Here is a 26,034-nt window from a genome sequence, read left to right on the forward strand (position 1 = left end):
CGTGACGCCTGTGTACCGGCGTGGCTGATGGTGCTCTTGACCGACTTTATCCAAAATCAGCTACTTGGGAGCATTAGCCGTTTTTCTGGGTGACGGCGAGCCCAGCTGAATGTACGGTTCGTCCCCCCACGGGCGAGTTACGCGAAACCCCGCCCGGCCGTTGAACCACCCGTGGAAACCACCGGCCCCACCGCGCCCGACCTCTCCGACTACCTCGGCCTGTTCCGCAGGCAGTGGTGGCTGGTTGTGCTGGGGTGCGCGCTCGGCATCGGCGCCGCCTTCGCCGCGACCCAGGTCATGCCGAAGACCTACGAGTCGGTCACCTCGGTTCTCGTGCAGCCGGCCGGCCAGGACACCAACGTGGCCGGCGGCCGGACCAAGGGCGACATCAACCTCGACACCGAGGCCCAGCTCGTCGGCTCGACGCAGATCGCGGTCGGCGCGGCCGACCTGCTCCGCTCCGGTGACGCGCCGGGCGTACTGGCCAAGGGCGTCTCGGTCACCGTGCCGCCGAACACCGCCGTCCTGGAGATCACCTACAAGGCGCCGGACCCGGCCCAGGCCCAGGCGGGCTCGCACGCGTTCGCCGAGGCGTACCTGCGCAACCGCGAGGCCAGCGCGCAGGCCGGCATCGACGCCCAGATCGCGGCCCTGACGAGCAAGGTCAAGCAGCTCAACACCAACCTCGCGCAGATCAACACGAAGCTCGCCGACCTGCCGGAGAGCGCCGCGTCGCGGCCGAGCCTGGAGAGCCAGCGCAGCACCAACCAGAGCCAGCTCAACTCGCTGAGCGGCAAGCTCAACGACCTGACCACCGAGACGGTCAGCGCTGGCAAGATCATCAGTGACGCGCAGCTGCCCAGCGCGCCGACCAAGCCCAACAAGAAGCTCAACCTGGCCACCGGCGCGATGCTCGGCCTGCTGCTCGGGCTCTCCGTCGCCGTCGTCCGGGAGCGGGTCGACCGCCGGGTCCGGGCCGCCGCCGACGTGCAGCGGGCCTCGCGGATGCCGGTGCTCGCCGAGCTGACGGTGGCCAGCGGGCCACAGCTTGACGAGATCTTCCAGCCGTACGCCGCCGGCGGCCGCACCTTCAACCGCCTGCGCAACGAGGTGCTGGCCAGCCTGCGCACCGAGGACCGCGTCGTGGTGGTCACCGGGGCCAGCCGCGGGGTGGCCTCCACCCTGGTCGCGGCGAACCTGGCCGCCGCCATGGCCCGCAGCGGCAGCGAGGTCGTGCTGCTCGGCGCCCACCTGCCCGACAGCCTGGTGGAGACCGCGCCGCTGGCCCGGCTGTTCGGCATCGGCGCCACCCCGGGCCTCGGTGACGTGCTGACCGGCAAGGTCCCGCTGCGCGCGGCCGTGCAGCGGGCGCCCCGGGTGCCGTCGCTGCGGGTCATCACGACCGGCGGCACCGGCAGCGCCGGCGGCCTGCTCCAGTCGCAGGCCCTCCGCCAGGTGCTCGCCCAGCTCCGCCGCCGCGACTGGTACATCGTGATCGACGCGCCGTCCACCGCCACCAGCGCCGACGCGCAGAGCCTGGCCCGCCTCGCCGACGCCGCGATCCTCACCGTCGAGCTGCGGCGCACCCGCCGCCCCGAGGTCCTGGACGCGGTCGCGCAGCTCACCCGGGTCGGCACCCCGCTGCTCGGCACGGTGGTGATCCCCCGGCTCGTGCCGAGCACGGACGGCCACGCCGAGCTCGGCGACGACGACGCCGAGTTCAGCCACGACGAGGACACGCCGGACTTCGACGACCTGCGCGACCTCGACAGCTCCGGCGACGTCCTCCGGGCCGGGCCACGCGACCTGCCACGGGCCCGCCCGGCCAGCAAGGAGGACGACTCCGGCGACCTGAGCGTCGCGGGCGTCAACCTGTCCGGCCTGCGCAGCCGGCCCACGTCGCCGCGCCGCTCGCCCCGCGTCAAGACGGAGGACCCGGACACCGCGGTGCTCCGCCGCCTCGACTCCGAGACCCTCCGCGACATGGATCGCGCCGCCAACAATGGTCAGCACACCGCTTCGTGACCGCGGCCGCCCCGCCCGCGCGTGGCGGCCGCTGACCGCGGAGGCCTGGCTGCCGGCCTGGCCGCTGACCGGCATCCTGGTCCTCTATCCACTGTGGTGGGCCCTCGGCCTCGGTGTGCTGATCTTCCCGTTGGCCGCCGTGCCGATGGCCTGGTACCTCGTCAAGGCCTACACCTCCGGCCGCGTCGTGCGGCTGCCACCCGGGTTCGCGTTCTGGGTCGTCTTCCTCGCCGTGCTGCTCGTCGGCGTGGTGGTCCTGGGCGCCGACCCGACCGGCACCGTGCCCGAGCGCGGGATCGAACGCATCCCGGGCGTGCTGTTCCGGCTCGGCGAGTACGCGGCGCTGACCGTGCTGCTCCTCTACGCCGGCAACCTCAGCGAGCGCGAGCTTCCGCTGGCCCGGCTGGTCCGCCAACTGGCCTGGCTGTTCGTGGTCACCGTGGCCGGCGGGCTGCTCGGCGTCTTCGCCGGCACGTTCGAGTTCACCTCGCCGATCGAGCTCCTGCTGCCCGAGCACATCAGGGACAAGGGCTTCATCCGCAGTTTGGTCCATCCGTACGCGGCCCAGATCCACGACATCCTCGGCGACGACCGGCCCCGGCCGGCGGCGCCCTGGGGCTACACCAACACCTGGGGCAACAACTTCTGCCTGCTGATGGTGTGGTTCTGCGCGGCCGTGTTCGGGGCCGCCAACCGCCGCCGCGTCAAGGTGCTGGCCGTGGCCTGCCTCGCCGTCTCGGTCATCCCCGTGGTGATCTCGCTGAACCGCGGGCTCTGGATCGGCCTGGGCATAGCCGCCGTCTACGCGGCCGTCCGCCTCGCGCTGGCCGGCCGCATCTGGGTGATCGGCGTGCTGCTGGCCGCGCTCGCCGGCATCGGTGCGGCCCTGGCGGTCACCCCGCTCGGCGACGTGGTCGACGCCCGGCTCGACAACGGCAAGTCCAACGGCGTCCGCTCGTACCTCGTCGAACGGGCGGTCACCGGCGCGGCCGAGTCGCCGCTGATCGGATTCGGCTCGACCCGGGTCACCATCGGCGGCCGCAACTCGATCGCCGTGGGCGAGAGCCACGACTGCGAGCGGTGCGGCAACTTCACGATCGGGGGCAACGGCCAGTTCTGGCAACTGATCTTCGCCCACGGGCTGATCGGCACGCTGGGCTACCTGGGCTTCTTCGGCTACGGGATCTGGCGTTTCCGGCGCGACCGCAGCCCGGTCGGCATCGCCGGCAGCTGCGCGCTGATCGGCTCGTTCGCCGCGATGTTCTGGTACAACACGCTGGTCACGCCGCTGGCCTTCATGTTCCTCGCGTACGCGCTGCTCTGGCGCAACGCATCGCAGCCCAGTCCCGACCCACCGCGGAGTGACACTTGAGTCCCGTTGCCACGGCGCCGGCCCACCTCCGCGCGCAGGACGCCACACTGCGCGCCACGTACCTGCGCGAGGTGCTCGACCTTCTCTATCCCCCGCCCTGCTTCACCGACGGCGCGCCAGGTGACGACACCGACGGCCGGGTCGCCGGCACACCGGTGGCCGACTACCTGGTCGTGCCGGACGTGCGGCGGCCCCGGCTGCTGGTGCCGGCCCGGTCGCGCCGGATCGCCGCCGCCGCGGTCCGCCGCTACGCCGAGCCGCAGGGCCGGATCGCCAAGCTCAAGCGGGACGCCGTGGTCACCGCGTTGCGCAGCGGCGCCAGCGGCCTGTTGCTGCGCGACCGGATCCGGGCCTACGGGCCGCCGGCCGAGACGATCGACGGCTACCTGCACCGGGTGCTGGGCGCCGAGGTCGCGCTGAGCATCCACATCGGACCGGCGCGAGCCAACCGCAAGCCGGTGCTCCAGCTGATCTCCCGGGACGGCCGGACGGTGGGCTTCGGCAAGCTCGGCACCGGCCCGCTGACCCGGCGGCTGGTGCGGGCCGAGACCGCGGCGCTCAACGCGCTGGCGCACGCGGTGGTCGAGGACGTCACCATCCCGCGCGTCCTGCACAGCGGCGAGTGGCGCGGCCACCAGGTGCTGGTGCAGAGCGCGCTGCCGGTCTGGCAGCCGCGGGCGCCGTTGGCCGCCGACCGGCTGGCGGCCGCGATGCGCGCGGTCGCCCTGTGCTGCGGCACCTCGAAGGGCTGGCTGTCCACCAGCCCCTACTGGTCGGAGCTGCGCGAGCGGCTGGCCGGGGTGACCGACCGGTCCGACGGGGCCGCGCTGGCCGCCGCCGCCCGCGACCTGGCCGCCCGGGCCGGCGACACCGACCTGCGCTACGGGGCCTGGCACGGCGACTGGTCGCCGTGGAACATGGCGCCGCTGGCCGGCTCCCTGCTGGTCTGGGACTGGGAACGGTTCACCCTCGGCGTGCCGCTCGGCTTCGACGCGCTGCACTACGAGCTCCAGCGCCGGATCCAGACCGACCCCGACGCGGCCGCCGCCGTCGAGCGGACGGTCACCCGGGCCCCGCTCCTGCTCGCGCCGTTCGGCGTGCCGGCCGCCGCCGCCGAGCTGACCGCCCTGCTCTATCTGATCGACCTGGCCGCCCGCTACCTCGCCGACCGGCAGGCCGAGGCCGGCGCCCGGCTCGGCGTGCTCGGCACCTGGCTGCTGCCCGTCCTCGTCCGCCGTGTGGAGGCGTTCCGGTGAAGTCGTCGCATGTCCCGGCCCCGGTCAAGCGGGTCGTCCACTTCGGATCCCGGTCCTACGGCCGGATCACCGCGCCGGCCCGGATGCTGCCGTCGTTCCTCATCTGCGGCGGCCAGCGGTGCGGCACCACCTCGCTCTACCGGGCGCTGGCCGCGCACCCGGTGGTGCTCAAGGCCGTGCTGCACAAGGGCGTGCACTACTTCGACACGTCGTACCAGCGGGGAATGGCCTGGTATCGCGGGCATTTTCCGTTGCAGCGCACCGCCGACAAGGTGACCGAGCGCCACGGCGTGCCGGCGCAGACGTTCGAGTCGAGCCCCTACTACATGTACCACCCGCACGCGGTCGCCCGGATCGCCCGCGACCTGCCCGGCGTCAAGCTCGTCACGCTGGTCCGCGACCCGGTCGAGCGGGCCTACTCGCAGCACGCCCACGAGCTGGCCCGCGGTTTCGAGGCGGAGCCCTCGTTCGCCCGGGCGCTCGCGCTCGAGCCGGGGCGGCTGCACGGGCAGGAGGAGCGGCTCGTCCAGGACCCCACCTGGTACAGCTTCGCCCATCAGCACCACGCCTACCGGGCCCGCGGCGAGTACGCGACCTACCTGTCGGCGATGGCCAACCGGATCGGCCGCGACCGGATGCTGGTGGTGGAGAGCGAGCGGTTCTTCGCGACCCCGGAAGAGGTCTACGACGAGGTGCTCGCCTTCCTGGGGCTGCCGAACCTCGGCTATCCCGTGTTCGAGCGGCACAACGCCCGGCCCCGGCAGTCCGCAATGGACGAACGCACCCGGCGCGACCTGACCGCACACTTCGCGGCGTACGACGACCGCCTGACCGAGTGGCTCGGCCGCCCACCGGTCTGGCGCGCATGACGGCGCCGCCCACACTTGTCATCGAGTCGCCGCCCGGCGCGGCGGCGACGAAGAAGGCGATCGGCGGTGTCGCGCGGGGCGGTGTCGCGGGCATCCTCGGCGCGGGGGTGGCCGGGCTCGCCGGGCTCGCGGTCACCTGGCTGGTCGCGCACCGGCTCGGGCCCGAGCACGCGGGCGCGTTCTTCGCCGCCACCGCCGCCTTCGTGCTCACCTCGACCCTGGCGAAGCTCGGCACCCAGACCGGGCTGGTCTACTGGCCGGCCCGGCTGCGCGCCCGCGGGCACGGCTTCCTGCTCGGCGCCTGCCTGCGCACCGCGTTCGCCCCGGTGGTCTGCGCGGCCGCCGCCGTCGGTGTGGCGCTCTACGTGGCGGCGCCGGAGCTGGCCCACGCGACCGCCGGCGAGGCGCCGCCGGCGGTGCACGCCGAGCTGGTCACCCAACTGCGGCTGCTCGCTGCGTTCGTGCCGCTGGCCGTGCTCTCCGACACGCTGCTCGCGGCCACCCGCGGCTACCGGCTGATCCGGCCGACCGTGCTGCTGGACAAGCTGGTCCGGCCCGGCCTGCAGACCGTCGGCGTGGCGGCGGTGGCGGTCAGCGGCACCGCGACCCCGAGCCTGTTCGCGCTCGCCTGGGCCCTGCCCTACGTGCCCACCGCGCTGCTGGCCGCCTACGCGCTGCACCGGGCGCACACGCGGACGATGGCCGACATCACGCCGACCCGGGTGAAGCGCTCGCACCGGGCCAGCATGCGGCGCGCGTTCTGGCGGTTCACCGGGCCGCGCTCGGTCGCCTCGGTGGCCCAACTCGCCCTGCAGCGGGTCGACGTGCTGCTGGTCGCCGCGCTGGCCGGCCTCGGGGCCGCCGGGCTCTACGCGGTCGCCGGGCGGTTCGTGGTGCTGGGCCAGTTCGCCAACCAGGGCATCTCGCAGGCGGTGCAGCCGCGGCTGGCCGAGGCGCTCGCGGTCAAGGACCGCCCGGCCGCCAACACCCTCTACCAGACCGCGACCGGCTGGCTGATGCTGCTCACCTGGCCGCTCTATCTGCTGGTGATGACGTACGCGCCGGCGTACCTGGGCATCTTCGGCACCGCCTTTCGCGAGGGCGCCCCGATCGTGGTGGTGCTGGCCGCCGCGATGCTGGTCGCCACCGGCTGCGGGATGGTCGACATCGTGCTGTCGATGGCCGGCCGCACCTCGTGGAACCTCGGCAACGTGCTGGTCGCGCTGGGGCTGACGATCGCCCTGGATCTCGCGCTGATTCCGCGGCTGGGCGCCCTCGGCGCCGCGATCGGACTGGCTGCCGCCGTGGTCGCCAACAACGTGCTGCCGCTCGCCCAGGTCGGGCTCGGCCTGCGGCTCCACCCGTTCGGCGCGGGCTGGCTGTCGGCGGCGGCCGTCACGGTGCTCAGCTTCGGCGTCGCGCCGCAGGTCGTCGGCGCCGTGCTCGGTGGCGGCGCGGGCGCGACCGTGACCGCGCTCACGGTCGCCGCGGCCATGTATCTGGCCGGCGTCCGCCTCCTGCGCCGGCCGCTCGCGTTGGACGCCTTGAAGTCGCTGCGCCGGAAGCGTTGATGCGCCCCGGGTTTACGGTCCGTCCGACGAAAGAGGAGAAACGTGGTCGCGCGTATCCCCGCCGCCGTTGTGTCCGTCGCCGTCCTGGCCGTGCTGGCCGCCTGCACCACGACCGCACCGACGCCCGCGCCGTCGGCCGATTTCGAGCGGCATCCGGCCGGGGTGGCGACGCGGACCGGTCCGTTCGAGAGCGGGCCGGTGAAGCCGCCGACGGACAAGGTCTGGGTCGGCGCCTGGGTCAAGCCCGACGTGTGGGGACAGGCCGGCCGGCGCGCCGCGGTCGCCAAGGTGGAGAAGTCGCTCGGCCGCCGGTTCGACGTCATCAACACCTACCGGACGTTCGACGAGAAGTTCTGGACCGAGACCGACAAGGAGTACGTCAAGCGGGGCAGCATCGTAATGGTCAGCTGGGCCTCCGGCGACACGCGGTCCATGCTGGACGGTCGGCACGACGACCAGATCCGGGCCCAGGCCAAGCGGGTCGCGCGGGCGAAGCGGCCGGTGATGATGCGGTTCCGCTGGGAGATGGACCGGCCGAACCTGCGGGCCACCATGTGGTCGCCGGAGGACTACATCGCGGCGTGGAAGTACGTCCGCCGGATCTTCACGCAGGAGGGCGCCACCAACGCCTCGTGGGTGTGGTGCCCGACGGCCGAGGGCTTCGACCGCGGTGACGCGCCGCTGTTCTATCCCGGTGACGACCAGGTCGACTGGACCTGCGTCGACGTCTACGCGAGCAGCGACTACCGCCCGCTCGACGAGCTCATGGGCAACTTCCTGAAGTGGGCAGCGCAGCGGCCCAAGCCGATCATCGTCGGTGAGTTCGGGGTGGCGCGGGAATGGGGATCGCAGCGGCGGAGGGAGTGGATCCGCGATGCGACCCGGGTGTTCAAGGCCAACCCGCAGATCCGGGCGGTCGCCTACTTCGACTCCGACCCGAACGACAACCCGTCGACGCTGCATTTCAAGATCTCGGACGACGAGCCCGCCTTCGCCGCCTTCCGCGAGCTGGCCGACGAGCTGTCAGGCGTACCGCGCGGCTAGGCGGTTCGCGGTCTGGCGCATGCGCTCGCGCAGCTCCGGCGGGTCGAGCACCTCGACGTCGACGCCGAGCCGGAGCAGCTCGCCGTGGGCGTGGTCGACCGACTCGATCGGGATGGTCGCGGTGCACCAGCCGTGTTCGCCCTCGACGGCGTCGTCGACCGGCCACCGTGCGCGGCCGGCCGGGGAGAGGCGGATCGTGGCGTGCCCGGTGACCAGCCGCGCCCGGAAGTCGGCGACGCCCGCCTGCCAGTGGGCGGCGAGGTCGAAGTCGGCCGGACGGGCGAACCGCTCGTCCGTGGTGGTCAACGCGACGATCTGGTTGACCCGGTACGTCGCGGGCCGTGCGCTGCCCGGTCGGGCCGCCACCACGTACCACCGGCCGCCTTTGAGCACCAGGCCGTAGGGGTCGACCGTGCGCTCGACGTCGCGCTCCCACCCTCGATAGTGGATGGTGATCCGACGCTCCTCCCAGACGGCGGCGGCCACGGCCGACAGGTGCGGTGACGGATCGCCGTCGGTGTACCAGTTGGTCGCGTCGAGGTGGAACCGCTGCGCGATCGCCTGGGCCCGCTCCCGCAGGGCGACCGGCAGCGCGGCCTCCAGCTTGAGCCGCGACGCGGCGACCAGCGCCGAGAGGCCGAGCTCCGCGGCCGGGCCCGGCAGGGCGTGCAGCGCGAGCGCCCCGGCCTCGGGCTCGGTCAGGCCGGTGAGCCGCGTGCGGAAGCCGTCGAGCAGCTGGTAGCCGCCGTCGTGCCCGGCCTCGCCGTAGAGCGGGACGCCGGCGGCGTGCAGCGCCTCGACGTCGCGGTAGATGGTGCGGACGGATACCTCGAGCTCGGCGGCGAGCTGGCCGGCCGTCAGCCGGCCGCGATTCTGCAGCAGCAGGAGGAGGGAGAGCAGTCGACTCGCGCGCACTTCGCTGACACTAGCTGCCAGGGAAGAGCCCTTAGCGTCGCGGTCATGAGTGACTTCGCTTTCTTCTCCGGCACGTGGGACGTCGTCAACCGCCGCCTGCGCAAGCGGCACGTCGGCAGCGACGAGTGGGACGAGTTCCCGGGCGTGACCGTGGCGCACACGTTCTTCGGCGGCAACGGCAGCTTCGACGAGATCACCTTCCCGACGAAGGGCTTCTCGGGCGCCACGGTGCGGTCCTACGACACGGCCCGCGCCGAGTGGTCGATCTGGTGGCTCAACAGCCGGGACGGCCTGTTGCAGCCGCCGGTCGCCGGGCGGTGGACCGACGGCGTGGGCCTCTTCTACGGCGATGACGTCGACGAGGGCGTCGCGATCCGGTGCCGCTACACGTGGACCCGCGAGGGCGACGATCGGGCCCGCTGGGACCAGGCCTTCTCGACCGACGGGGAACAGACCTGGGAGACCAACTGGATCATGGAGATGACCCGCCGGCCCGCCGGTTAGCGGCGGACGGCCGTCGCCGCGAGCAGACGCAGGGCGTACGGGGCGTCGTGGCGCAGGTAGCGGCGGGCCAGCCGGCGTGGTTCGCACTTGAGGCGGTGCGCCCACTCCAGGCCGGCCCGCTGCATCCACACCGGAGCGCGGTGCTGCTGGCCGGCCACGAAGTTGACCGCCATGCCGCAACCGAGGAACCAGGCGTTCGGCAGCGCGGCCCGCAGCCGGGTGATCAGCCGTTCCTGCCGGGGGAACCCGATGCCGACGAAGACCACGTCGGGCGCGGCGGTCCGCACCGTCTCGACCGCGGCGTCCACGGCCAGAGGGTCCGCGTCGAAGCCGAACGGCGGCGAGAGGTGGCCGGCGACGGCCAGGCCGGGGCACTGCGCGGTCAGCCGGTCGGCCGCCTGCTCGGCGATGGCCGGTGAGTCGCCGCCGAGCACGAACACCGAACGGCGGTCGGTGGCGAGCCCCGCCGAGAGCGACCAGATGAGACTCGACCCGGCCACCCGCTCGGGCAACGGGGTCCCCGTCAGCCGGCTCGCCCAGACGAGTGGCATCCCGTCGGCGACCACGAGCGTTGCGTCATCGAGGAACGACTGCACCTCCGGGCAGACTCTGGCCTGGCGCACGATGTCGACGTTGGGCGTGAGGATCCGCCCGCCGTGCCCGCGCGCCAGGGCCCGCCGCACCACGGTGACCACCCGGCGTTCGGTGATCAGGTGGAGGCGCGAGCCGTCCAAGTGAACTCGGGCAAATCCGTAATGAAGCGACACTTCGGCTCTCCCGCTCGTTATGTGTGTGAAACGAGCGAAGGTGGGTAAAAGTGGCACGGCTACTCTTCGTCGGCGGGCTGGGCCGCAGCGGCACCACGCTGGTCGAACGGCTGCTCGGCGAGCTGCCCGGGGTCTGCGCGCTCGGCGAGGTCGTGCACCTCTGGCAACGCGACATCCGCTCCGACGAGCGGTGCGGCTGCGGCGAGCGGTTCTCCGGGTGCGCGTTCTGGACCCGGGTCGGCGAGATCGCGTTCGGCGGCTGGGCCAACGTCGACGTCTACCGGGTGCTGGCACTCCAGGCCGCGGTCGAACGGACGCGGCACATCCCGCGGCTCGCCTCGCCCCGCCTACCGGACGACTACCGGGCGCAGGTGCAGGAGTACGCCGGCTACTACACCGCCGTCTACCGCGCCGCGGCCGAGGTGACCGGCGCGACGGTGCTCGTCGACTCGTCCAAGCACAGCGCGCTGGCCCACTGCCTGCGCTGGTCGAGCAGCCTCGACCTGCGGGTGGCGCACGTGGTCCGCGACCCGCGCGGCGTCGCGCACAGCTGGACCAAGGTGGTGCAGCGCCCCGAGAGCGACGGCGAGAGCGAGATGACCCGCTACTCCCCCGGCCGCTCGGCCATGCTGTGGAACGCCCACAACGCCGCGTTCGGCCTCCTCGCCCGGCGAGGTGTGCCGCTGCTGCGGGTCCGCTACGAGCAGTTCGTCGCCGACCCGCGGGCTGGACTCACGGAACTGGCCGACTTCACCGGCCTGCGGCTCGGCGAGTCCGATCTGGACTTCCTCACCGAGTCGCACGCCGATCTGGGCGTCGGGCACAGCGCGGCCGGCAACCCGATGCGCTTCCGGGTCGGCCGGATCCCGCTGCGCCGCGACGACGGCTGGATGCGCGGGCTGCCCGCCACCGACCGCCGGCTGGTCGGCGCCGTCTGTGCGCCCCTGCTGCGCGCGTACGGCTATCCGGTCATGGTGTCCCGCGGGAGCACGCGATGACCCGGTGGCCGTCGGTCGGGGTGGTGATCCCGACCCGGAACCGGCCCGAACTGCTGCGGGCGGCGCTGGCGGCGGTGCGGGCCCAGGACTATCCCGGACCGCTGCGCGTCGTGGTGGCGTTCGACCAGACCGAGCCGGACCTGCTGTTGGCCACCACGGACGGCGTACCCGTGCTGGTCATCTCCAACTGGCGCACGCCCGGCCTGGCCGGCACCCGCAACAGCGGGATCCTCGCCCTCGACACCGATCTGGTCGCGTTCTGCGACGACGACGACCAGTGGGCGCCGGACAAGCTGCGGGTCCAGGTGCCGGCGCTGCTGGCCTCCTCGGCGGAGTTCGCCACGTGCGCGATCGCCGTCTCGTTCCAGGGCCGGGTGACGCCGCGGCTGGCCGGCATGGCCTCGGTCGGGGTGGCCGAGCTCGCGCGTTCGCGGATGGCGATGCTGCACTCGTCGACGTTCCTGATGCGGCGCTCGGCGCTGGTCGAGTCCGACCGGATCGGGCTGGTGGCCGAGGACGCGCCCGGCTCGCAGAACGAGGACTGGGACCTGCTGCTGCGGGCCGCGCGCCGGCACCCCATCGTGCACGTCGACGAGCCGCTCGTGCGGGTGCTCTGGGGGCGCAGTTCCCATTACGCGTACGAGTATCAGACCAAGATCTCGTCCCTGCGCTGGATGATGGAGCGACATCCGGAGATCCGCGGGTGCCCGCCCGGCGCGGCTCGGGTCTACGGCCAGCTCGCGTGCTGGAACGCGGCCTCCGGCAACCGGGCCGAGGCCTGGAAGTGGACCCGCGAGGCCGTGCGGGCCAACTGGCGCGAGCCCCGCACGGCAATCGCGGTCGCGGCCATGACGGGCGCGGTGAAGATGGAGAACGTGTTGTCCACCCTGCACCGGTACGGCCGGGGGATCTGATTCTGTCGGTGGGTGTGGCTACCCTCGGCGCGTGAAGGTTGCGGTTGCCGACGGCGTCGGGCTCAACGTGCGACACACGGCGGGCCCGGCGGCGCCCGCGTTCCTGCTCGTGCACGGCCTGGCGTCCAACGCCCGGCTCTGGGACGGCGTGGCCGCTGCGCTGGCCGCGGCCGGCCACCCCTCCTACGCCGTCGACCTGCGCGGCCACGGCGAGTCCGACCTGCCCGACCACGGCTTCGACACCGCGACCGCGGCCGCCGACCTGTCCACGGTGATCTCGTCGCTCGGCCTCGACCGGCCCGTCGTGGCCGGCCAGTCCTGGGGCGGCAACGTCGTGGTCGAGCTGGCCGCGCGGCATCCGTCCCTCGTGCGGGCGTTGGCTCTGGTCGACGGCGGCTGGATCGACCTGCCCGCCTCGTTCAGCTCCTGGTCGGCGTGCGCTTCGGCACTGCGCCCGCCGGCAATCGACGGGTCCCTCGTCGACGACCTGCGGGCCCGCCTGCGTTCGGGGCATCCCGACTGGTCCGCCGAGGCGGTCGAGGCGACGCTGGCCAACCTGCGGGTCGACGCCGCCGGCCGGTTGTCACGGCGACTGCCGGTCGAGCGCCACATGGAGATCCTGCGCAGCATGTGGGATCACCCGCCGCGCCAGTGGTTCCCGGCGCTGACGATGCCGGTGCTGTTGATGCCGGCCGGCGGGTCCAGCGTCGACGGGGCCTCGGCGGCCATCCCGTCCGCGCGCGTGCGGCGCTACGTCGGTGGCGACCACGACCTGCACGCGCAGCAGCCCGACCGGGTGGCCGCCGACCTGCTCACGTTGGTCTCACCATGAGCCGGCTGCTGGTGGTGATGGGCTCGGGCGAGACGGCGCCGACGATGGTCAAGCCGCACCGGGCGGTGTTCGCGCGGTCCGGTGGCCCCGCCGTCCTGCTCGACACCCCCTACGGCTTCCAGTCCAACGCCGACGACATCTCGGCCCGCGCGGTGCGCTACTTCGACCAGAGCGTGGGCCGCGCGGTGTCGGTGGTCTCCTGGCGGCAGCCACCGGACGACCCGGTCACGCGGGAGCGGGCCCTGGCGGAGCTGCGGGAGGCGGGCTGGGTGTTCGCGGGCCCGGGCAGCCCGACCTACACGCTGCGCCAGTGGCGCGACACCGCGATCCCCGAGCTGTTGGCCGACAAGCTGACCCGGGCGGGCGTGGTCCTGTTCGCCAGCGCGGCAGCCCTGACCTTGGGCACCCACACAGTGCCGGTCTACGAGATCTACAAGGCCGGCATCGCGCCGCACTGGGCCGACGGTCTCAACCTGATCGAGGCGGCGATCGGCTTCCCGGCGGTGCTGATCCCGCACTACGACAACGCCGAGGGCGGCAACCACGACACCCGGTTCTGCTACCTGGGCGCCGAGCGATTGTCCTATTTGGAAGCCTTGCTACCGCCGGGCCAGCTGATCATCGGGGTCGACGAGCACACCGCCGTGGTCTTCGACCTCGACGCCAAGACGGCCACCGTGTCGGGCAACGGGGTGCTGACCCTGCGCCGCTCGGGCGTGAGCGCGGTGTTCCCGGCCGGCTCGGTGCTGTCGTTCGGCGACCTGGCCGCGGGCCCGTCGGCGGCGCCTCCCGCTCCACCCGCGGACGTGGCGGCGCCGGTCGTGGCTGCGCCGTCACTGCGCGGGGCGGCCGACGAGCTCGACGCCGCCTTCGCGGCCGCGCTGGCGGCCCGCGACGTCGACACCTGCGTGGCGACGATGCTCGAGCTGGAGCAGGCGATCGTCGACTGGTCGGGCGACACCGAGACCAACGACGGCGCCGACCACCCACGCTCGATCCTGCGCGGCATGGTGGTCCGGCTGGGCGAACTGGCCCGGCGCGGCGCCGCGGACCCCGCGGAATCGGTGGGCCCGTTCGTGTCGGCTTTGGTCGAGCTGCGGGCGCAGGCCCGGCTCAACCACGACTACGCGACCTCGGACGCGGTCCGCGACCGGCTGGCGGCGGCCGGCGTCGAGCTGCGTGACACCCCTGACGGCACGATCTGGCACCTCACCACGCCAGGCTGAGCTCCCCAGCGACTCCCGCCGTTCCGGCGGGGCAGCCAGTGGTCAACGTCGGGCTTCCACCAGCCAGCTTCCGGTCGCCACCCGCGGTTCAACGTCGCGCCGCAGCCAGCCACCCCCGGTCGCCACTCGCGGTTGAAGGCGGCCCTGCCGCCGGCCACCTTCCGGTCGGCACCCGCGGTTCAACCTCGCCCTGCCGCCGGCCGCCTCCGGATCGACAGCCAGGCCTCACGTCGCTCTGACGCCGGCCACCTTCCGGTCGGCACCCGCGGTTCAATCTCGCCCTGCCGCCGGCCGCCTTCGGATCGGCAGCCAGGGCTCAGCGTCGCTCTGACGCTGCCCGTCTTCGGGTCGGCGGCCCGGATCCCGGCGGCGCGGTGGCCACGGTCGATCGGGCGCCCGCCGCCCCAGGTCAGGCGGCCGCGCCTGGGCCTGGCAGCAGGTCGACGTCGTGGGCGTGCATCGGTTCGCCGCAGTGGGTGCAGCGCAGGCCCGCTCGGCTGATCTCGCCGCAGGCGTGGTGCCGGTAGAGGACCGGTGGGCCGGCTTCGCCGGCCAGCCACGTGTCGCCCCACCGGGCCATCGCCATCAAGACCTCGACCAGGTCGGCGCCCTTGTCGGTCAGGACGTACTCGAAGCGTGGCCGGCGGTCGTAGGGCCGCCGCTCCAGCACCCCCCGCTCGACCAGATGGTTGAGCCGCTCGGTCAGCACCTTTCGGGAGATGCCGAGGTCCGCCTGGATCTGTTCGAAGCGCGTGATGCCGGCCCACACGTCGCGCAGGATCAGGGGCGACCAGGGCTCGCCGATCACGTCGAGGGTGCGGGCGATCGAGCACGCCATGTCGCCGAAGTTCGTGCGCTGCATGTCGCCAGTCTAGCCGACTGAAGTTCCCTTAGGGAACTCCAAGTGCTAACGTCGCAAGCATGAGCAAGGTGATCAGCGGGCATGCGGTGTCGGTCGACGGCTACGTCACGGGGCGCGATCCCGGCGCCGGGCGGGGCCTGGGTGACGGCACGATGCTCTTCGACTGGTACTTCGACGGCGACACACCCAGCCACGTCTTCGACGGCTTCCGGCTGAGCGAGCCCAGCGCGCGGGTCTTCGACGCGCTCGCCGCGCGGGTCGGGGCGATCGTCGCCGGGCGCAACACCTATGACGACTCCGGTTGGGCCACCGGCGGCGGTCCACACCCGACCGCCCCGCTGGTCGTCCTCAGCCACCGACCGGCGCCCGCGCGCCACCCCAACCAGACCTTCGCCACCGACATCGCGAGCGCGATCGCCGCTGCGCGCGAGGCCGCCGGAGGCAAGGACGTCGGGCTCATGGGCGGCGGCGTCGTGACCGAGGCGCTGCGGGCCGGGCTCGTCGACGAGGTGGTCCTCCATCAGGTGCCCATCCTGCTCGGCGGCGGCCGCCCCTTCTTCCAGTCGCTTCCCGCGCACGTGCGCCTCCGCCTGGTCGAGGCCGTGCCGGCGCCCGGTGTCACCCACCTCCACTACGCCGTCGAGCGAGACTGAAGGAGACAAACAGATGCTCGATCAGGACGTACGCCGCGTGCTCGACAGCACCGCGGTCGCCCACCTCGCCACCGTGCTGCCCGACGGCGCGCCGCACTCCGTTCCCGTCTGGGTCGGCACCGACGGCGACCACATCGTCGTCCTCACCGGCCCCGGCTCGCGCAAGGCCCGCAACCTGCGCCGCGACCCGCGCGTGGCGATCTCGCTGACCCCGACCGACAACCCGTTCGAGCCGGTCGTCATCCGCGGCCGCGTCGTCGAATGGGTCGAGGGCGACGAAGCCTGGGAGATCATCGACCGGTTGGCCATGAAATACATCGGCAGCCCGTACGAACGCGGTCCCGAACGGGTCGTCGCCCGCATCGCCGTCGAGCACCAGCGGGTCGGGATGAGCTGAGCCGGTCAGCCGACGCCGTTGTCCCGCAGGATCGCGTCGATGCGGGCGCGGTGGGCGGCTTCCCACTCGTCCAGCGACTCCTCCGCCTCGGCGGCGAGCTTGGCGCGCGCGTCGTCGAGCACGGCGTCCCGGCGACCACCAGGCACCACCACCACCCCCTCCTCGTCGGCCACGACGATGTCGCCGGACAGGACGCGCACCCCCGCGCAGTCGACGGGCTCGTCGAGCGGCGCCACCGCCTTCTTGACGCCGGGCTTGGGGATGACGCCGCGCGCGTACACCGGGAAGCCCATCTCCCGCACCTCGGCCAGGTCACGGATCAGCCCGTCGACCACGAACCCGGCGATGCCCCGGCGCTGCGCCACCGCGCACACGTTGCCGCCGGCCACGGCGTAGTCGAGGTCGCCGGCCCGGACCACGACCACCGACCCGGCCGGCGCGCGGTGGATGGCGGCGTGCAGCATCAGGTTGTCGCCCGCGGGGCAGCGCACGGTGAAGGCCGGCCCGGCGATCCGCGGCACCGGAGTCCACAGTGGGCGGATTCCGAAATCCATCACCTGGGCCCGGTCGAGCAGGTCGGCGAGGGTCGTGGTCGGAATGGCGGCGAACTCGGTCAACTCTGCAACCCCCAGGAAGGCACGCGCCGGCGCAGGGCCCAGCGGACGATGGGTGGATAGGCGACGGCGGCGCCCGCGAAGACAGCGGAGAGGCCGAGCCAACCCGGACCACCCCAGCCTATGACCAGCGCGGTCAGCAGCGGCGGCGCCAGCATGTTGCCGATCTGGCGGCCCGTCTGCAGGGCACCCTGATATTGACCTTGCGCCCAGTCCGGCGCGAGGTCGAAGGCCACGGCGAAGGTCGCGCTCGACAGCCACAGCTCACCCAGCACGTGCACGGCCGCCGCGCCCAGGACGAGCACGCCGGCCACCCGGGCGCCGCGGCCGGCGGTCAATCCGAACAGGACACACGACGCCGCCACCACCAGGGCGCCGCGGCGACTCACCGGCACCGCCGCCACGGCGGTGTCCGTGCCGCGGGACGCCCAGACCTGCAGCGTGACGCACCCGATCGTGTTGACCAGCAGGGCGGCCGACACCAGGGCCGCGGGCGCGTGGGTACGGCTGACCAGCCACAGCGGCAGCGCCAACGCCAGCAGGCCGTTGTAGAGCGCGGCGACCAGACCGTCCACCAGCGCGAAGGCCACGAACGGGCGGTCCCGCAGGGCGACCAGACGCGGCCCGGCGGCCGGGCGGGCGACCCGCGCCACCACGCCGACCCGGGTGAACACGGCGGCGGCGAGCAGATAGGTGACGGCGTTGCCCCACAGCACCGCGAGATAGCCCGCCCGGCTGTCGAGCAGCAGCGGCCCGGCGGCGACCGCGGTGCCGAGCGCGATGCCGGCGTTGTTGGTCGAGCGGACGAACGCACGCGTCCGCACCCGCTGCGCCGGCGGCACCGCCCCGGCGATCAGCGCGCCGGTCGCCGCCCGGACGGTCGCGTCGCCCACCGCCACCACGCAGGCCACCACGACGTACGACCAGAGGTGGTGCACGAGGGTGAGTCCCGCGAAGCAGCAGGCGAGCGTGACCAGCGCCGCGACCGCGACCCGCCGCGGCCCCCACCGGTCGGCAAGCGCGCCCATCGGGGTGGCCAGCGCGATCCCCGCCAGCGCGCCGGCGCTCAACCCGGCCGCCACCTGCCCGGCGGTCAGACCGACCGAGCGCGTGAGGAAGAGCGCCGCCGTGGCCAGGTAGGCGCCGTTGCCGAAGGTGTTGACGAACGTCGCGAACATCAGGACACGCGGCGCGCCCGACGGAGGAAGCAGCACGCGACCGATTTAACAGTACGTACGTACGGTTTGCAATAGCGAGGTCCCCGGCACGACGCCGTACGGGCCGATCATGCAGGTGAGTCGGCCTCAGGTTAGATTGGGGCGCGCGCTTCATGATCAGTTGGAGGTCGGCATGCGCTACCGCAGGCTCGGGTCCACGGGGACCGTCGTGTCGACGCTGTGCCTCGGCACGATGACGTTCGGCAACGAGACCGACGAGGCCGGCTCCCACGCCCAGCTAGACCGGTTCGTCGAGGCCGGCGGGACGTTCCTGGACACCGCCGACGTCTACTCCCGCGGCGTCTCCGAGCAGATCATCGGTCGCTGGTTGCGCGACCGGTCCGGCGCGCGTGACCGCCTGGTGATCGCGACCAAGGGCCGTTTCCCGATGGGCGACGGCGCCAACGACGCCGGCCTGTCGCGCGTGCACCTCTCGCGGGCCCTCGACGCCAGCCTGGCCCGGCTCGGCGTCGACACGATCGACCTCTACCAGGCACACGCCTGGGACCCGCAGACCCCGATCGAGGAGACGCTGCGCTTCTTCGACGACGCCGTACGCGCGGGCAAGATCCGTTATGTCGGTGTCAGCAACTTCGTCGGGTGGCAGCTGCAGAAGGCGGTGCTGCTGGCCCGGTTCGGCGGGCTGGCGCCGATCGTCACCGTGCAGCCGCAATACAACCTGCTGGCCCGCGACATCGAGCACGAGGTCGTGCCGGTCTGCCTCAACGAGGGCGTCGGCATCCTGCCCTGGTCGCCGCTGGGCGGTGGCTGGCTGACCGGCAAGTACCGCCGCGACGAGACCCCCACCGGCGCCACCCGGCTGGGCGAGAACCCGAATCGGGGCGTCGAGGCGTACGCCGGTCGTAACGGCTCCGAGCAGACCTGGCAGGTGGTCGACGCGGTGCGCGAGATCGCCGAGGCCCGCGGCGCCTCGATGGCGGCCGTCGCGCTGGCCTGGCTCGCCGACGCGCCGGCGGTCACCTCGGTGATCCTCGGCGCCCGGACCACCGCGCAGCTCGACGACAACCTGACGGCCGGCGACCTCGTCCTCGACCCGGCCGAGCGGGCCCGCCTCGACGAGGCGAGCGCGCCGCGGGTGGCGGACTACCCCTACGGCCGCGCCGGCGTCGACCAGCAGGCCCGCCGCATTCCCTAACGGCAGGCGGGGAACGTCGTGCCGACGAGGTCGCAGTCGGTGCCGTTGACGCGGTCGCCGGTGCGGTCGAAGAAGCGGACGTTCCAGGTCGTGGTGAGGTCACGGAGCACCGCGTAGCCCCACTCGCGCCGGGTGACCAGCTGCGCGATCGGCAGGTTGTCGACCGGCTTGCCGATCAGTTGGGCGTCGACCCACGTCTGCGGGTCCAGCGTCGTCCCCGACGAGCCGACGGTCAGCTGCGGCGGACGCCGGGTCGCAGGCGCGCTGTCGACCGCCAGCATCTGGTAGAGGTGCACGTGCCCGGACAGCACGAAGGTGACCCGCCGGTCGAGCCGGCCCAGCGTGCTCGCGGCCAGCGCCGTGTCGAGGTTCTGGTCGATCCACTCTGGATTGTCGTTCGGCGTACGGCCGTTCACCGTCCACAGGGGGCTGTGGCTGAGCAGGAAGTTGTCGCCGTCGCGTACGAGACTGTTGTTGATCTCGTTGAACTGCGCGGTGTAGCGCCCGACCAGCCCGGCGTGGTCGCAGCTCGGCGGGTTCTCCTCGTCGGCCGCGCAGGACGTGTCCATCAGCAGCAGCCCGAGCGTGCCGGCGTTGATCCGGGCAGGCGGCGTGTAGTCCTCGGGGTTCGGAGCGTCGCAGGCGGTCGCGCTCGGCGTCGTCGCGAGGTAGCGGAACCACACCGCACCGGCCCGGCCGCAGTTCTCGTGGTTGCCCCGGACGAACACGAACGGCGTCTCGGCCAGCAGCTCTTCGGCCGGCTCGAAGAAGTCGGTGACCAGGCAGCCCCAGGTGTGGGCGTTGTTGCCCAGGCCCTGCGCGCCACACAGCGGCCGCGGCTGCCGGGACGGCGACGACCGGTAGAGGTAGTCGCCGACGTGGATCGCGAGGTCGGGCCGGACCGGCCGGCGGGCGGCGTTGCCCGACACCTGCCGGAACGGCCAGCCCGACGCCGTGCACCGCTGCATCGGCCCCGACTGCGGGATGCGGCAACCGCTGTCACCGAGCAGCGCGATGTTCTCGGGCCGCGGCTTGGTCGCGCCGGGCAGGCTCCAGTCGGGCAGCGGCACGGTCCCGTTGGCGGTCGGCCGGATCCGGATGCCCTGCGTGGTCTGCGGGTCGACCCGCGCGGCGGTGGCGCCGGCCTCCACCATGCGACTGCAGACGGTGGCGGTGCTGGGGTACGCGCCCACGACGCTCGACCGCACCATGCTGCGCCGCACCGGCTGCCCGCCGACGGTGAACTCGAGGAACGGGCAGTCGGTGCCGGGCGTGACGTACCGGATCTGCGCGCCACCGGGCACGAGCTGGGTCCACGCCCAGGCGGTCGGGTTGGGCAGGTTCGGCGGCCCGTACCCGTCCGCGACCACGTCCGGCCTGGCCGTCGCACCCGGCGCCGCCGTGAGAACCGCCGCGAATACGAGCGCCACCGCGACCGCGATCCGCCCTCCAAGCCTCAGATCCACGCCGCGGATCATTCCAGGATGGACACCGCCGATGAGGCAGCGACACCCGCTTTGTCCACATTCGCCGGGCCGGCGACACGCAGCCGTCAGGCCTCGACGACGGCGCCGTAGCAGGAGGCGACCAGGGCGGCCTGGGCCAGGTCGATGCGGACGCCTTTCAGCTCGACCTCGTCGAGGTGGATCTCGCGCAGGTCGGCGCCGCGCAGGTCGGCGTCCTTCAGGGCCGCGTGCCGCAGGGTGGCGCCGTTCAGGTCGGCGCCGCGCAGGTCGCAGCGGGTCAGGTCCGCGTCGGTGAATTCGGCGCCGCGCAGCTTCACGCCGGCCAGGGCCACGCCGCTGAGCTTCGCGCCGCGGGCGACGACGAACGACCAGTCGCCGCCCGTGACCGTCAGGGGGCGCAGGTCGCAGTCGTCGAACGTCGTGCCGGTCAGCTTGCAGTCGTCGAGCCGCGCGTTGAAGAACGGCGACTTGCGGATCGTGCAGCGCAGCAGGGCGCACCGGGTCAGCACCGCGCTGCTGAGCTTGACCATCGACAGGTCGCACTCGATGAACTGGCAGCCGGTCAGCTCCGCCTCGGTGAGGTCGACGTCGTCGAAGGCGCAGCCCTCGAAGGTGACCCGTTCCAGCTCGTCGAGGGCCCAGTCCTCGACCGCGAACCGCTCCCCGGCATATGTCGCACCCGCTTCGATCACCCCGACAGCATGCCAACCGGTCCGCCGCCCCGCACACCCGGCAACGCGCGTGCGGTCGCGAGGTGCACCTCGATCGGGGCGGCCACGGCGCCGCTCGGGCTGACGAACCCGGCGAGCGCGGTCCGGCACTCGTCGACGATCGCGCGCCGCGTCCGGTGGTCGACGGCGTCCGCCAGCGGGAGCAGCTCGGCCGCCAGGAACGTGTCGAGGGAGTCCAGCCGGGTCGCGCTCGTCCACGACCGGAAGCGGTCGACGAGCAGCCCGGCCCGGGTGAACAGGCGGAAGAGGTGGGCCGGCTCGCCGACGCTGAAGTACCCGTTCAGCAGCTCGCTCGCCGCCGGGCCCGCATGCCGCCCCACCACCTCGGCCAGGGCCCGGTAACCGGCGCTGGCCGCGAGCCGCCCCGGCACCTGGACCACCACCCGGCCGGCCACCCGCCCCATCTCGCGCAGCGCCGCCACCGGGTCGCCGAAGAACATCAGGCCCGCCTGCGACACGGCCACGTCGAACGTGCCCGCCGCGAACGGGAGCGCGCACGCGTCACCGAGCCGCCAGCTCAGGTCGGGGCGGAGTCGCCTGGCGACCGCGAGCATCGCGGGGTTCGCGTCCAGACCGACCACAGTGCAACCGCGGTCCGCGGCGGCGCGGGCCACCACCCCGGTGCCACAGGCCACGTCGAGCACCGACCGCCCGGGCGCCAGGCCCGCGACCGCCCGCTCGGCCCACTCGGCGAACAACGCCGGCACGAACGTCGACTCGTAGAACTCGGCCGCCTCGGCCGACAGCGCGTAGGTCATGGGCCCAGCACAGCGCTTCCGGCTCCGGCCCAGAAAGTGCGAATTCTGGACCACCGAGGTACGAAGAACGGACTTCCGCTCCCGCCGCCGCGCCCGGGATGGTGGGCAGATGCGCAGCTACGGCCAGTACTGCCCGATCGCGCTGGCGGCCGAGGTGTTCGCCGAGCGCTGGACGCCCATCATCATCCGCAACCTGCACCTCGGCTGCGCCCGCTACAACGAGATCCTCGACGGCGCGCCCGGCCTGCCGCGCAGCGTGCTGTCCCAGCGCCTCCGCGCGCTCGAACACGCGGGCGTGGTGAGCCGCGTGACCACCGGCCGGGCGACCAGCTATCGGCTGACGGAGAGCGGCCGGGACCTGGCCGACGTCGCGATCGCGCTGGGGGCGTGGGGGCACCGCTGGCGTTCGGCCGTCCCGGCCGACCAGGACCCCTACCTCGCCCTCTGGACGATCGCGCGCCTCATCGCGCCGGCGACCCTGCCGCGGCTCCGGATCGTCGTCGAGTTCCACGTCCGGGACCGCCGGGCACCCGACCGCTTCTGGCTCGTCCTGTCGCGCACCGGCAACGAGGTCTGCGCGCGCTCGCCGGGATTCCCGGTCGACGGCCTCGTCAGCGCCGACACCGCGACCCTGGTCCGCTGGTACGCCGGTGAGATCGCGCTCTCGACCGCCCAGCGCGGCGGTGGCATGTCGGTCAGCGGGCCGCGCTGGCTGGTCGAGCAGCTTCGCGCGTGGGGGCGGCTGAACCCGTACGCGACGAAAGGGCCCACCCGCGCCTAGCGCGAGTGGGCCCCGGAGGAGAAGCGGTCAGGCTCCGAGCTTGCGGGCCAGGTTCTCGTCGAGCGCGTTCATGAACTCGTCGGTGGTCAGCCACGGGGCGTCCCGCGAGATCAGCAGGGCCAGGTCCTTGGTCATCTGGCCGCCCTCGACGGTCTCGATGCAGACCTGCTCGAGCTTGTTGGCGAACTCGGTGACCGCCGGCGTGTTGTCGACCTTGCCCCGGTGGGCCAGGCCGCGGGTCCAGGCGAAGATCGACGCGATCGGGTTCGTCGAGGTCTTCTCGCCCTTCTGCCACTGCCGGTAGTGCCGGGTGACGGTGCCGTGCGCGGCCTCGGCCTCGACGGTCTTGCCGTCGGGGGTCATCAGCACCGAGGTCATCAGGCCCAGCGAGCCGAAGCCCTGCGCCACGGTGTCGGACTGCACGTCGCCGTCGTAGTTCTTGGCGGCCCAGACGAAGCCGCCCTCCCACTTGAGCGCCGCGGCGACCATGTCGTCGATCAGGCGGTGCTCGTAGGTGATGCCGGCGGCCGCGAACTCGTTCTTGAACTCGGCGTCGAAGACCTCCTGGAACAGGTCCTTGAACCGACCGTCGTACGCCTTGAGGATCGTGTTCTTGGTCGACAGGTAGACCGGGTAGTTGCGCTCCAGGCCGTAGCGGAACGAGGCCCGGGCGAAGTCGCGGATCGACTCGTCGAAGTTGTACATGCCCATCGCGACGCCGCCGCCGGGGAAGTCCGCGATCTCGAACTCCATCGGCTCCGAGCCGTCGGCCGGGGTGTAGGTGATGGTGACGCGACCCGGGCCGGGGACCACGAAGTCGGTTGCCTTGTACTGGTCGCCGTGGGCGTGGCGGCCGATCACGATCGGCTTGGTCCAGCCGGGCACCAGGCGGGGGACGTTGGACATCACGATGGGCTCGCGGAACACGACGCCGCCGAGGATGTTGCGGATCGTGCCGTTGGGCGAGCGCCACATCTTCTTGAGGCCGAACTCCTCGACCCGCGCCTCGTCGGGGGTGATGGTCGCGCACTTCACGCCGACGCCGTGCCGCTTGATCGCGTTGGCCGCGTCGACGGTGACCTGGTCGTCGGTCGCGTCGCGGTGCTGGATCGACAGGTCGTAGTACTCGAGGTCGACATCGAGGTACGGCTGGACCAGCTGCTCGCGGATCTGCTTCCAGATGATCCGGGTCATCTCGTCGCCGTCGAGCTCGACGACCGGGTTCGCTACCTTGATCTTGGCCATCGGCCGGCGCTCCTCTCGGACTTCTCGTTAGCAGTACGAGCGTACTGCAGCGGTGCGGGGCCGTCGCGCCGGGCCTCACCGTGGGACCATCGGGCGATGCCCCTCCAGCGCCAGGTCGGAGAAGCCACGATCATCGCCCTGCCTGATGGCGAAGGTCCCTTCTTCGAGCCCCGAACGAAGGCATTTCCCACCGCAACTCCGGATGTTTGGCGCAAAGCCGACGAAACCGATCCGGCCTCGGTGACCGCGGGCGGCGACTGGCTGCTGCGCTTCCGCTGCTTCGCGATCCGCCTCGGCCGCCGCACCGTGCTCGTCGACGCCGGCATCGGGCCGGCCGACTCGCCCGCCGCCGCGTGGGCGCCGGTGCCGGGCCGACTACCCGCCTCGCTCGACGAGGCCGGCATCCACCCCGACGAGGTCGACACGGTCGTGCTCACCCACCTGCACACCGACCACATCGGTTGGGCCGTGCGGGCCGGCGAGCCGTTCTTCCGCAACGCGCGCTACCTGATGCAGCAGACCGAGATCAAGGCCATCGAGGAGTACGCGGCCCCGGCCGGCCCCTACGCCCTCGAACCGCTGCGGGCCGCCGGCCAGCTCGACGCCGTCGACGGCGACCACCGGCTCGGGCCGGGGTTGCGGGTGATCCACACTCCGGGGCACACCCCCGGCCACCAGTCCGTGCTGCTCGAGGACGGCGCCGACACGGTGCTGGTCACCGGCGACCTGCTGGTGCACGCGGTGCAACTCGTCGCGCCCGAGACCGCTTATGCCCACGAGATGGATCCGGATCTCGCCCGCACGACCCGGGTCGCCCGGCTGGCGGAAGCCCGCGAAAAAGGGGCCACCCTGGCGGTTTCCCACCTGGGTGACCCCTTCGTAACGCTCTAGAGGTTGGCGACGTCGCCCTGCTTGGCCCGGACGGCCTCGGCGGCCTCGCCCAGCGCGGCCCGCTCCGACTCGGTCAGGTCGGTCTCGACGACCTTCTTGACGCCGCCGGCGCCGATCTCGGCCTCGACGCCCAGATAGACGCCGGAGATGCCGTACTCGCCGTCGACCCAGGCGCAGACCGGCAGCACCGCGCCGCTGTCCTCGGCCACGGCGCGCGCCATGCGGGCGGCCGCGGCCGACGGGGCGTAATAGGCCGAGCCGGTCTTGAGCAGCGCGACCACCTCGGCGCCGCCGTTGCGGGTGCGGACGACGAGCTCCTCGATCTTGTCGGCCGGCAACAGCTCGGACAGCGGCTTGCCGTTGACCGTGCACTGCGACGGCACCGGGACCATCGTGTCGCCGTGCGAGCCGAGGGTCAGCGTCTTGACGGTGCCGACCGGCACGGCCAGCGTCTCGGCGACGAAGTTGCTGAACCGGGCGGTGTCGAGCATGCCGGCCTGGCCGAGCACCCGGTTCTTGGGAAAGCCGGTGGCGATCTGGGCCAGCGCGGTCATCTCGTCGAGCGGGTTGGACACGACGATCACGACGGCGTCGGGCGCGTGCCGGGCCACCTGCTCCGAGACGCCCCGCACGATCTTGGCGTTGGTCTCCAGCAGGTCCATCCGGCTCATGCCCGGCTTGCGGGGGAGGCCGGCGGTGATCACGACGATGTCCGAGCCGGCGATCTGCTCGTAGCCGGAGCCGTCGGTGCCGGTGGTGACGCCGACGATCTGCGTCTCGAAGCCCTCGATCGGCCGGGACTGGTTCATGTCGAGGGCGAGACCCTCAGGCTTGCCCTCGATGATGTCCGTGAGCACGACGGTCTCGAAGACGTCGTACTCGGCCAGCCGCTGCGCCGTCGTCGAGCCGTAGAAACCGGCACCGACGACGGTGACCTTCTTGCCCATGGTCGCCTCAACTCCCTGTTACC

Annotated in this window: 26 protein-coding genes; 16 read left to right on the forward strand and 10 right to left on the reverse strand. The window is 72.8% G+C overall.

Annotated features, from left to right (window positions below; all coding sequences use genetic code 11):
• The first annotated feature begins 171 nt into the window (after nt 1-171).
• From O7635_RS04160 to O7635_RS04185, 6 genes are read left to right on the forward strand one after another with little or no spacing between them, the layout of a single operon-like run.
• The gene (locus O7635_RS04160) at nt 172-2,025 is read left to right on the forward strand and encodes a Wzz/FepE/Etk N-terminal domain-containing protein (protein ID WP_278079080.1); all 1,854 of its coding nucleotides are present in this window, start codon (nt 172-174) and stop codon (nt 2,023-2,025) included.
• Complete coding sequence (locus O7635_RS04165) at nt 2,003-3,397, forward strand: hypothetical protein (RefSeq protein ID WP_278079081.1); 1,395 nt, start codon at nt 2,003-2,005, stop codon at nt 3,395-3,397. Before O7635_RS04160 ends, O7635_RS04165 begins: the two co-directional genes overlap by 23 nt.
• Nucleotides 3,394-4,653: a hypothetical protein gene (locus tag O7635_RS04170; RefSeq protein ID WP_278079082.1), complete on the forward strand. Its 1,260-nt coding sequence runs from the start codon at nt 3,394-3,396 to the stop codon at nt 4,651-4,653. Before O7635_RS04165 ends, O7635_RS04170 begins: the two co-directional genes overlap by 4 nt.
• Nucleotides 4,650-5,522 (forward strand): sulfotransferase, encoded by an 873-nt coding sequence (locus tag O7635_RS04175; protein ID WP_278079083.1) that lies wholly within the window; start codon nt 4,650-4,652, stop codon nt 5,520-5,522. Before O7635_RS04170 ends, O7635_RS04175 begins: the two co-directional genes overlap by 4 nt.
• The gene (locus O7635_RS04180; RefSeq protein WP_278079084.1) at nt 5,519-7,093 is read left to right on the forward strand and encodes a polysaccharide biosynthesis C-terminal domain-containing protein; all 1,575 of its coding nucleotides are present in this window, start codon (nt 5,519-5,521) and stop codon (nt 7,091-7,093) included. The genes O7635_RS04175 and O7635_RS04180 overlap by 4 nt, the downstream gene beginning before the upstream one ends.
• 42 nt (nt 7,094-7,135) lie before the next feature.
• Nucleotides 7,136-8,137, forward strand: a complete 1,002-nt coding sequence (locus O7635_RS04185) for a glycosyl hydrolase (protein WP_278079085.1) — start codon at nt 7,136-7,138, stop codon at nt 8,135-8,137.
• Here O7635_RS04185 and O7635_RS04190 read toward each other — a convergent pair.
• On the reverse strand, nt 8,117-9,052 hold the full coding sequence (locus tag O7635_RS04190; RefSeq protein WP_278079086.1) for a YafY family protein: 936 nt from the start codon (nt 9,050-9,052) through the stop codon (nt 8,117-8,119). The two genes, O7635_RS04185 and O7635_RS04190, sit on opposite strands and share 21 nt — an antisense overlap.
• A 45-nt stretch (nt 9,053-9,097) precedes the next feature.
• Here O7635_RS04190 and O7635_RS04195 point away from each other — a divergent pair, with 45 nt between their 5' ends.
• The gene (locus O7635_RS04195) at nt 9,098-9,556 is read left to right on the forward strand and encodes a hypothetical protein (protein WP_278079087.1); all 459 of its coding nucleotides are present in this window, start codon (nt 9,098-9,100) and stop codon (nt 9,554-9,556) included.
• Here O7635_RS04195 and O7635_RS04200 read toward each other — a convergent pair.
• Nucleotides 9,553-10,290: a WecB/TagA/CpsF family glycosyltransferase gene (locus O7635_RS04200; RefSeq protein ID WP_278079088.1), complete on the reverse strand. Its 738-nt coding sequence runs from the start codon at nt 10,288-10,290 to the stop codon at nt 9,553-9,555. The two genes, O7635_RS04195 and O7635_RS04200, sit on opposite strands and share 4 nt — an antisense overlap.
• 83 nt (nt 10,291-10,373) lie before the next feature.
• Between O7635_RS04200 and O7635_RS04205 the strand changes: the two genes are divergently transcribed.
• From O7635_RS04205 to O7635_RS04220, 4 genes are read left to right on the forward strand one after another with little or no spacing between them, the layout of a single operon-like run.
• Nucleotides 10,374-11,321 (forward strand): sulfotransferase domain-containing protein, encoded by a 948-nt coding sequence (locus O7635_RS04205; RefSeq protein WP_278079089.1) that lies wholly within the window; start codon nt 10,374-10,376, stop codon nt 11,319-11,321.
• Nucleotides 11,318-12,235 carry a glycosyltransferase family A protein gene (locus O7635_RS04210; RefSeq protein ID WP_278079090.1) on the forward strand — a complete coding sequence of 306 codons (918 nt, stop codon included), beginning with the start codon at nt 11,318-11,320 and terminating at the stop codon, nt 12,233-12,235. Before O7635_RS04205 ends, O7635_RS04210 begins: the two co-directional genes overlap by 4 nt.
• Nucleotides 12,236-12,266: 31 nt before the next feature.
• On the forward strand, nt 12,267-13,067 hold the full coding sequence (locus O7635_RS04215; protein WP_278079091.1) for an alpha/beta hydrolase: 801 nt from the start codon (nt 12,267-12,269) through the stop codon (nt 13,065-13,067).
• A complete protein-coding gene (locus O7635_RS04220) occupies nt 13,064-14,293 on the forward strand; it encodes a hypothetical protein (protein WP_278079092.1) in 1,230 nt (409 codons plus the stop codon). The genes O7635_RS04215 and O7635_RS04220 overlap by 4 nt, the downstream gene beginning before the upstream one ends.
• A 409-nt stretch (nt 14,294-14,702) precedes the next feature.
• Here O7635_RS04220 and O7635_RS04225 read toward each other — a convergent pair whose 3' ends face one another.
• Nucleotides 14,703-15,155 (reverse strand): helix-turn-helix domain-containing protein, encoded by a 453-nt coding sequence (locus tag O7635_RS04225; RefSeq protein WP_278079093.1) that lies wholly within the window; start codon nt 15,153-15,155, stop codon nt 14,703-14,705.
• Nucleotides 15,156-15,214: 59 nt separating this feature from the next.
• On the opposite strand from O7635_RS04225, the gene O7635_RS04230 reads away from it, so the two are divergent.
• Both O7635_RS04230 and O7635_RS04235 read left to right on the forward strand, forming a co-directional pair.
• Nucleotides 15,215-15,808 carry a dihydrofolate reductase family protein gene (locus tag O7635_RS04230; protein ID WP_278079094.1) on the forward strand — a complete coding sequence of 198 codons (594 nt, stop codon included), beginning with the start codon at nt 15,215-15,217 and terminating at the stop codon, nt 15,806-15,808.
• Between the two features lie 13 nt (nt 15,809-15,821).
• Nucleotides 15,822-16,205, forward strand: a complete 384-nt coding sequence (locus O7635_RS04235; RefSeq protein ID WP_278079095.1) for a PPOX class F420-dependent oxidoreductase — start codon at nt 15,822-15,824, stop codon at nt 16,203-16,205.
• A gap of 5 nt (nt 16,206-16,210) precedes the next feature.
• On the opposite strand, the gene O7635_RS04240 is transcribed toward O7635_RS04235, so the two are convergent.
• On the reverse strand, nt 16,211-16,822 hold the full coding sequence (locus tag O7635_RS04240; protein ID WP_278079096.1) for an RraA family protein: 612 nt from the start codon (nt 16,820-16,822) through the stop codon (nt 16,211-16,213).
• Nucleotides 16,819-18,033, reverse strand: a complete 1,215-nt coding sequence (locus O7635_RS04245; RefSeq protein ID WP_278079097.1) for an MFS transporter — start codon at nt 18,031-18,033, stop codon at nt 16,819-16,821. The genes O7635_RS04240 and O7635_RS04245 overlap by 4 nt, the downstream gene beginning before the upstream one ends.
• A 136-nt stretch (nt 18,034-18,169) precedes the next feature.
• On the opposite strand from O7635_RS04245, the gene O7635_RS04250 reads away from it, so the two are divergent.
• Complete coding sequence (locus tag O7635_RS04250; RefSeq protein ID WP_278079098.1) at nt 18,170-19,192, forward strand: aldo/keto reductase; 1,023 nt, start codon at nt 18,170-18,172, stop codon at nt 19,190-19,192.
• Here the strand turns inward: O7635_RS04250 and O7635_RS04255 are convergent.
• The 3 genes from O7635_RS04255 to O7635_RS04265 all read right to left on the reverse strand — a co-directional run bounded on the left by O7635_RS04255 (nt 19,189) and on the right by O7635_RS04265 (nt 22,147).
• A complete protein-coding gene (locus O7635_RS04255; RefSeq protein WP_278079099.1) occupies nt 19,189-20,658 on the reverse strand; it encodes a metallophosphoesterase in 1,470 nt (489 codons plus the stop codon). The two genes, O7635_RS04250 and O7635_RS04255, sit on opposite strands and share 4 nt — an antisense overlap.
• An 86-nt stretch (nt 20,659-20,744) precedes the next feature.
• A complete protein-coding gene (locus O7635_RS04260) occupies nt 20,745-21,350 on the reverse strand; it encodes a pentapeptide repeat-containing protein (protein ID WP_278079100.1) in 606 nt (201 codons plus the stop codon).
• Complete coding sequence (locus tag O7635_RS04265) at nt 21,347-22,147, reverse strand: methyltransferase domain-containing protein (RefSeq protein WP_278079101.1); 801 nt, start codon at nt 22,145-22,147, stop codon at nt 21,347-21,349. The genes O7635_RS04260 and O7635_RS04265 overlap by 4 nt, the downstream gene beginning before the upstream one ends.
• Before the next feature lie 109 nt (nt 22,148-22,256).
• Here O7635_RS04265 and O7635_RS04270 point away from each other — a divergent pair, with 109 nt between their 5' ends.
• On the forward strand, nt 22,257-22,928 hold the full coding sequence (locus tag O7635_RS04270; protein WP_278079102.1) for a helix-turn-helix domain-containing protein: 672 nt from the start codon (nt 22,257-22,259) through the stop codon (nt 22,926-22,928).
• Between the two features lie 27 nt (nt 22,929-22,955).
• Here the strand turns inward: O7635_RS04270 and O7635_RS04275 are convergent, their stop codons facing one another.
• Nucleotides 22,956-24,173, reverse strand: coding sequence for an NADP-dependent isocitrate dehydrogenase (locus O7635_RS04275; protein WP_278079103.1), 1,218 nt, complete (start codon nt 24,171-24,173; stop codon nt 22,956-22,958).
• A gap of 240 nt (nt 24,174-24,413) precedes the next feature.
• Between O7635_RS04275 and O7635_RS04280 the strand changes: the two genes are divergently transcribed.
• The gene (locus O7635_RS04280) at nt 24,414-25,064 is read left to right on the forward strand and encodes an MBL fold metallo-hydrolase (protein WP_278079104.1); all 651 of its coding nucleotides are present in this window, start codon (nt 24,414-24,416) and stop codon (nt 25,062-25,064) included.
• On the opposite strand, the gene mdh is transcribed toward O7635_RS04280, so the two are convergent.
• Nucleotides 25,061-26,011, reverse strand: a complete 951-nt coding sequence (gene mdh, locus O7635_RS04285; protein ID WP_278079105.1) for a malate dehydrogenase — start codon at nt 26,009-26,011, stop codon at nt 25,061-25,063. The two genes, O7635_RS04280 and mdh, sit on opposite strands and share 4 nt — an antisense overlap.
• Between the last annotated feature and the right edge of the window lie 23 nt (nt 26,012-26,034).

The organism is Asanoa sp. WMMD1127, assembly GCF_029626225.1.
GTDB lineage: Bacteria > Actinomycetota > Actinomycetes > Mycobacteriales > Micromonosporaceae > Asanoa.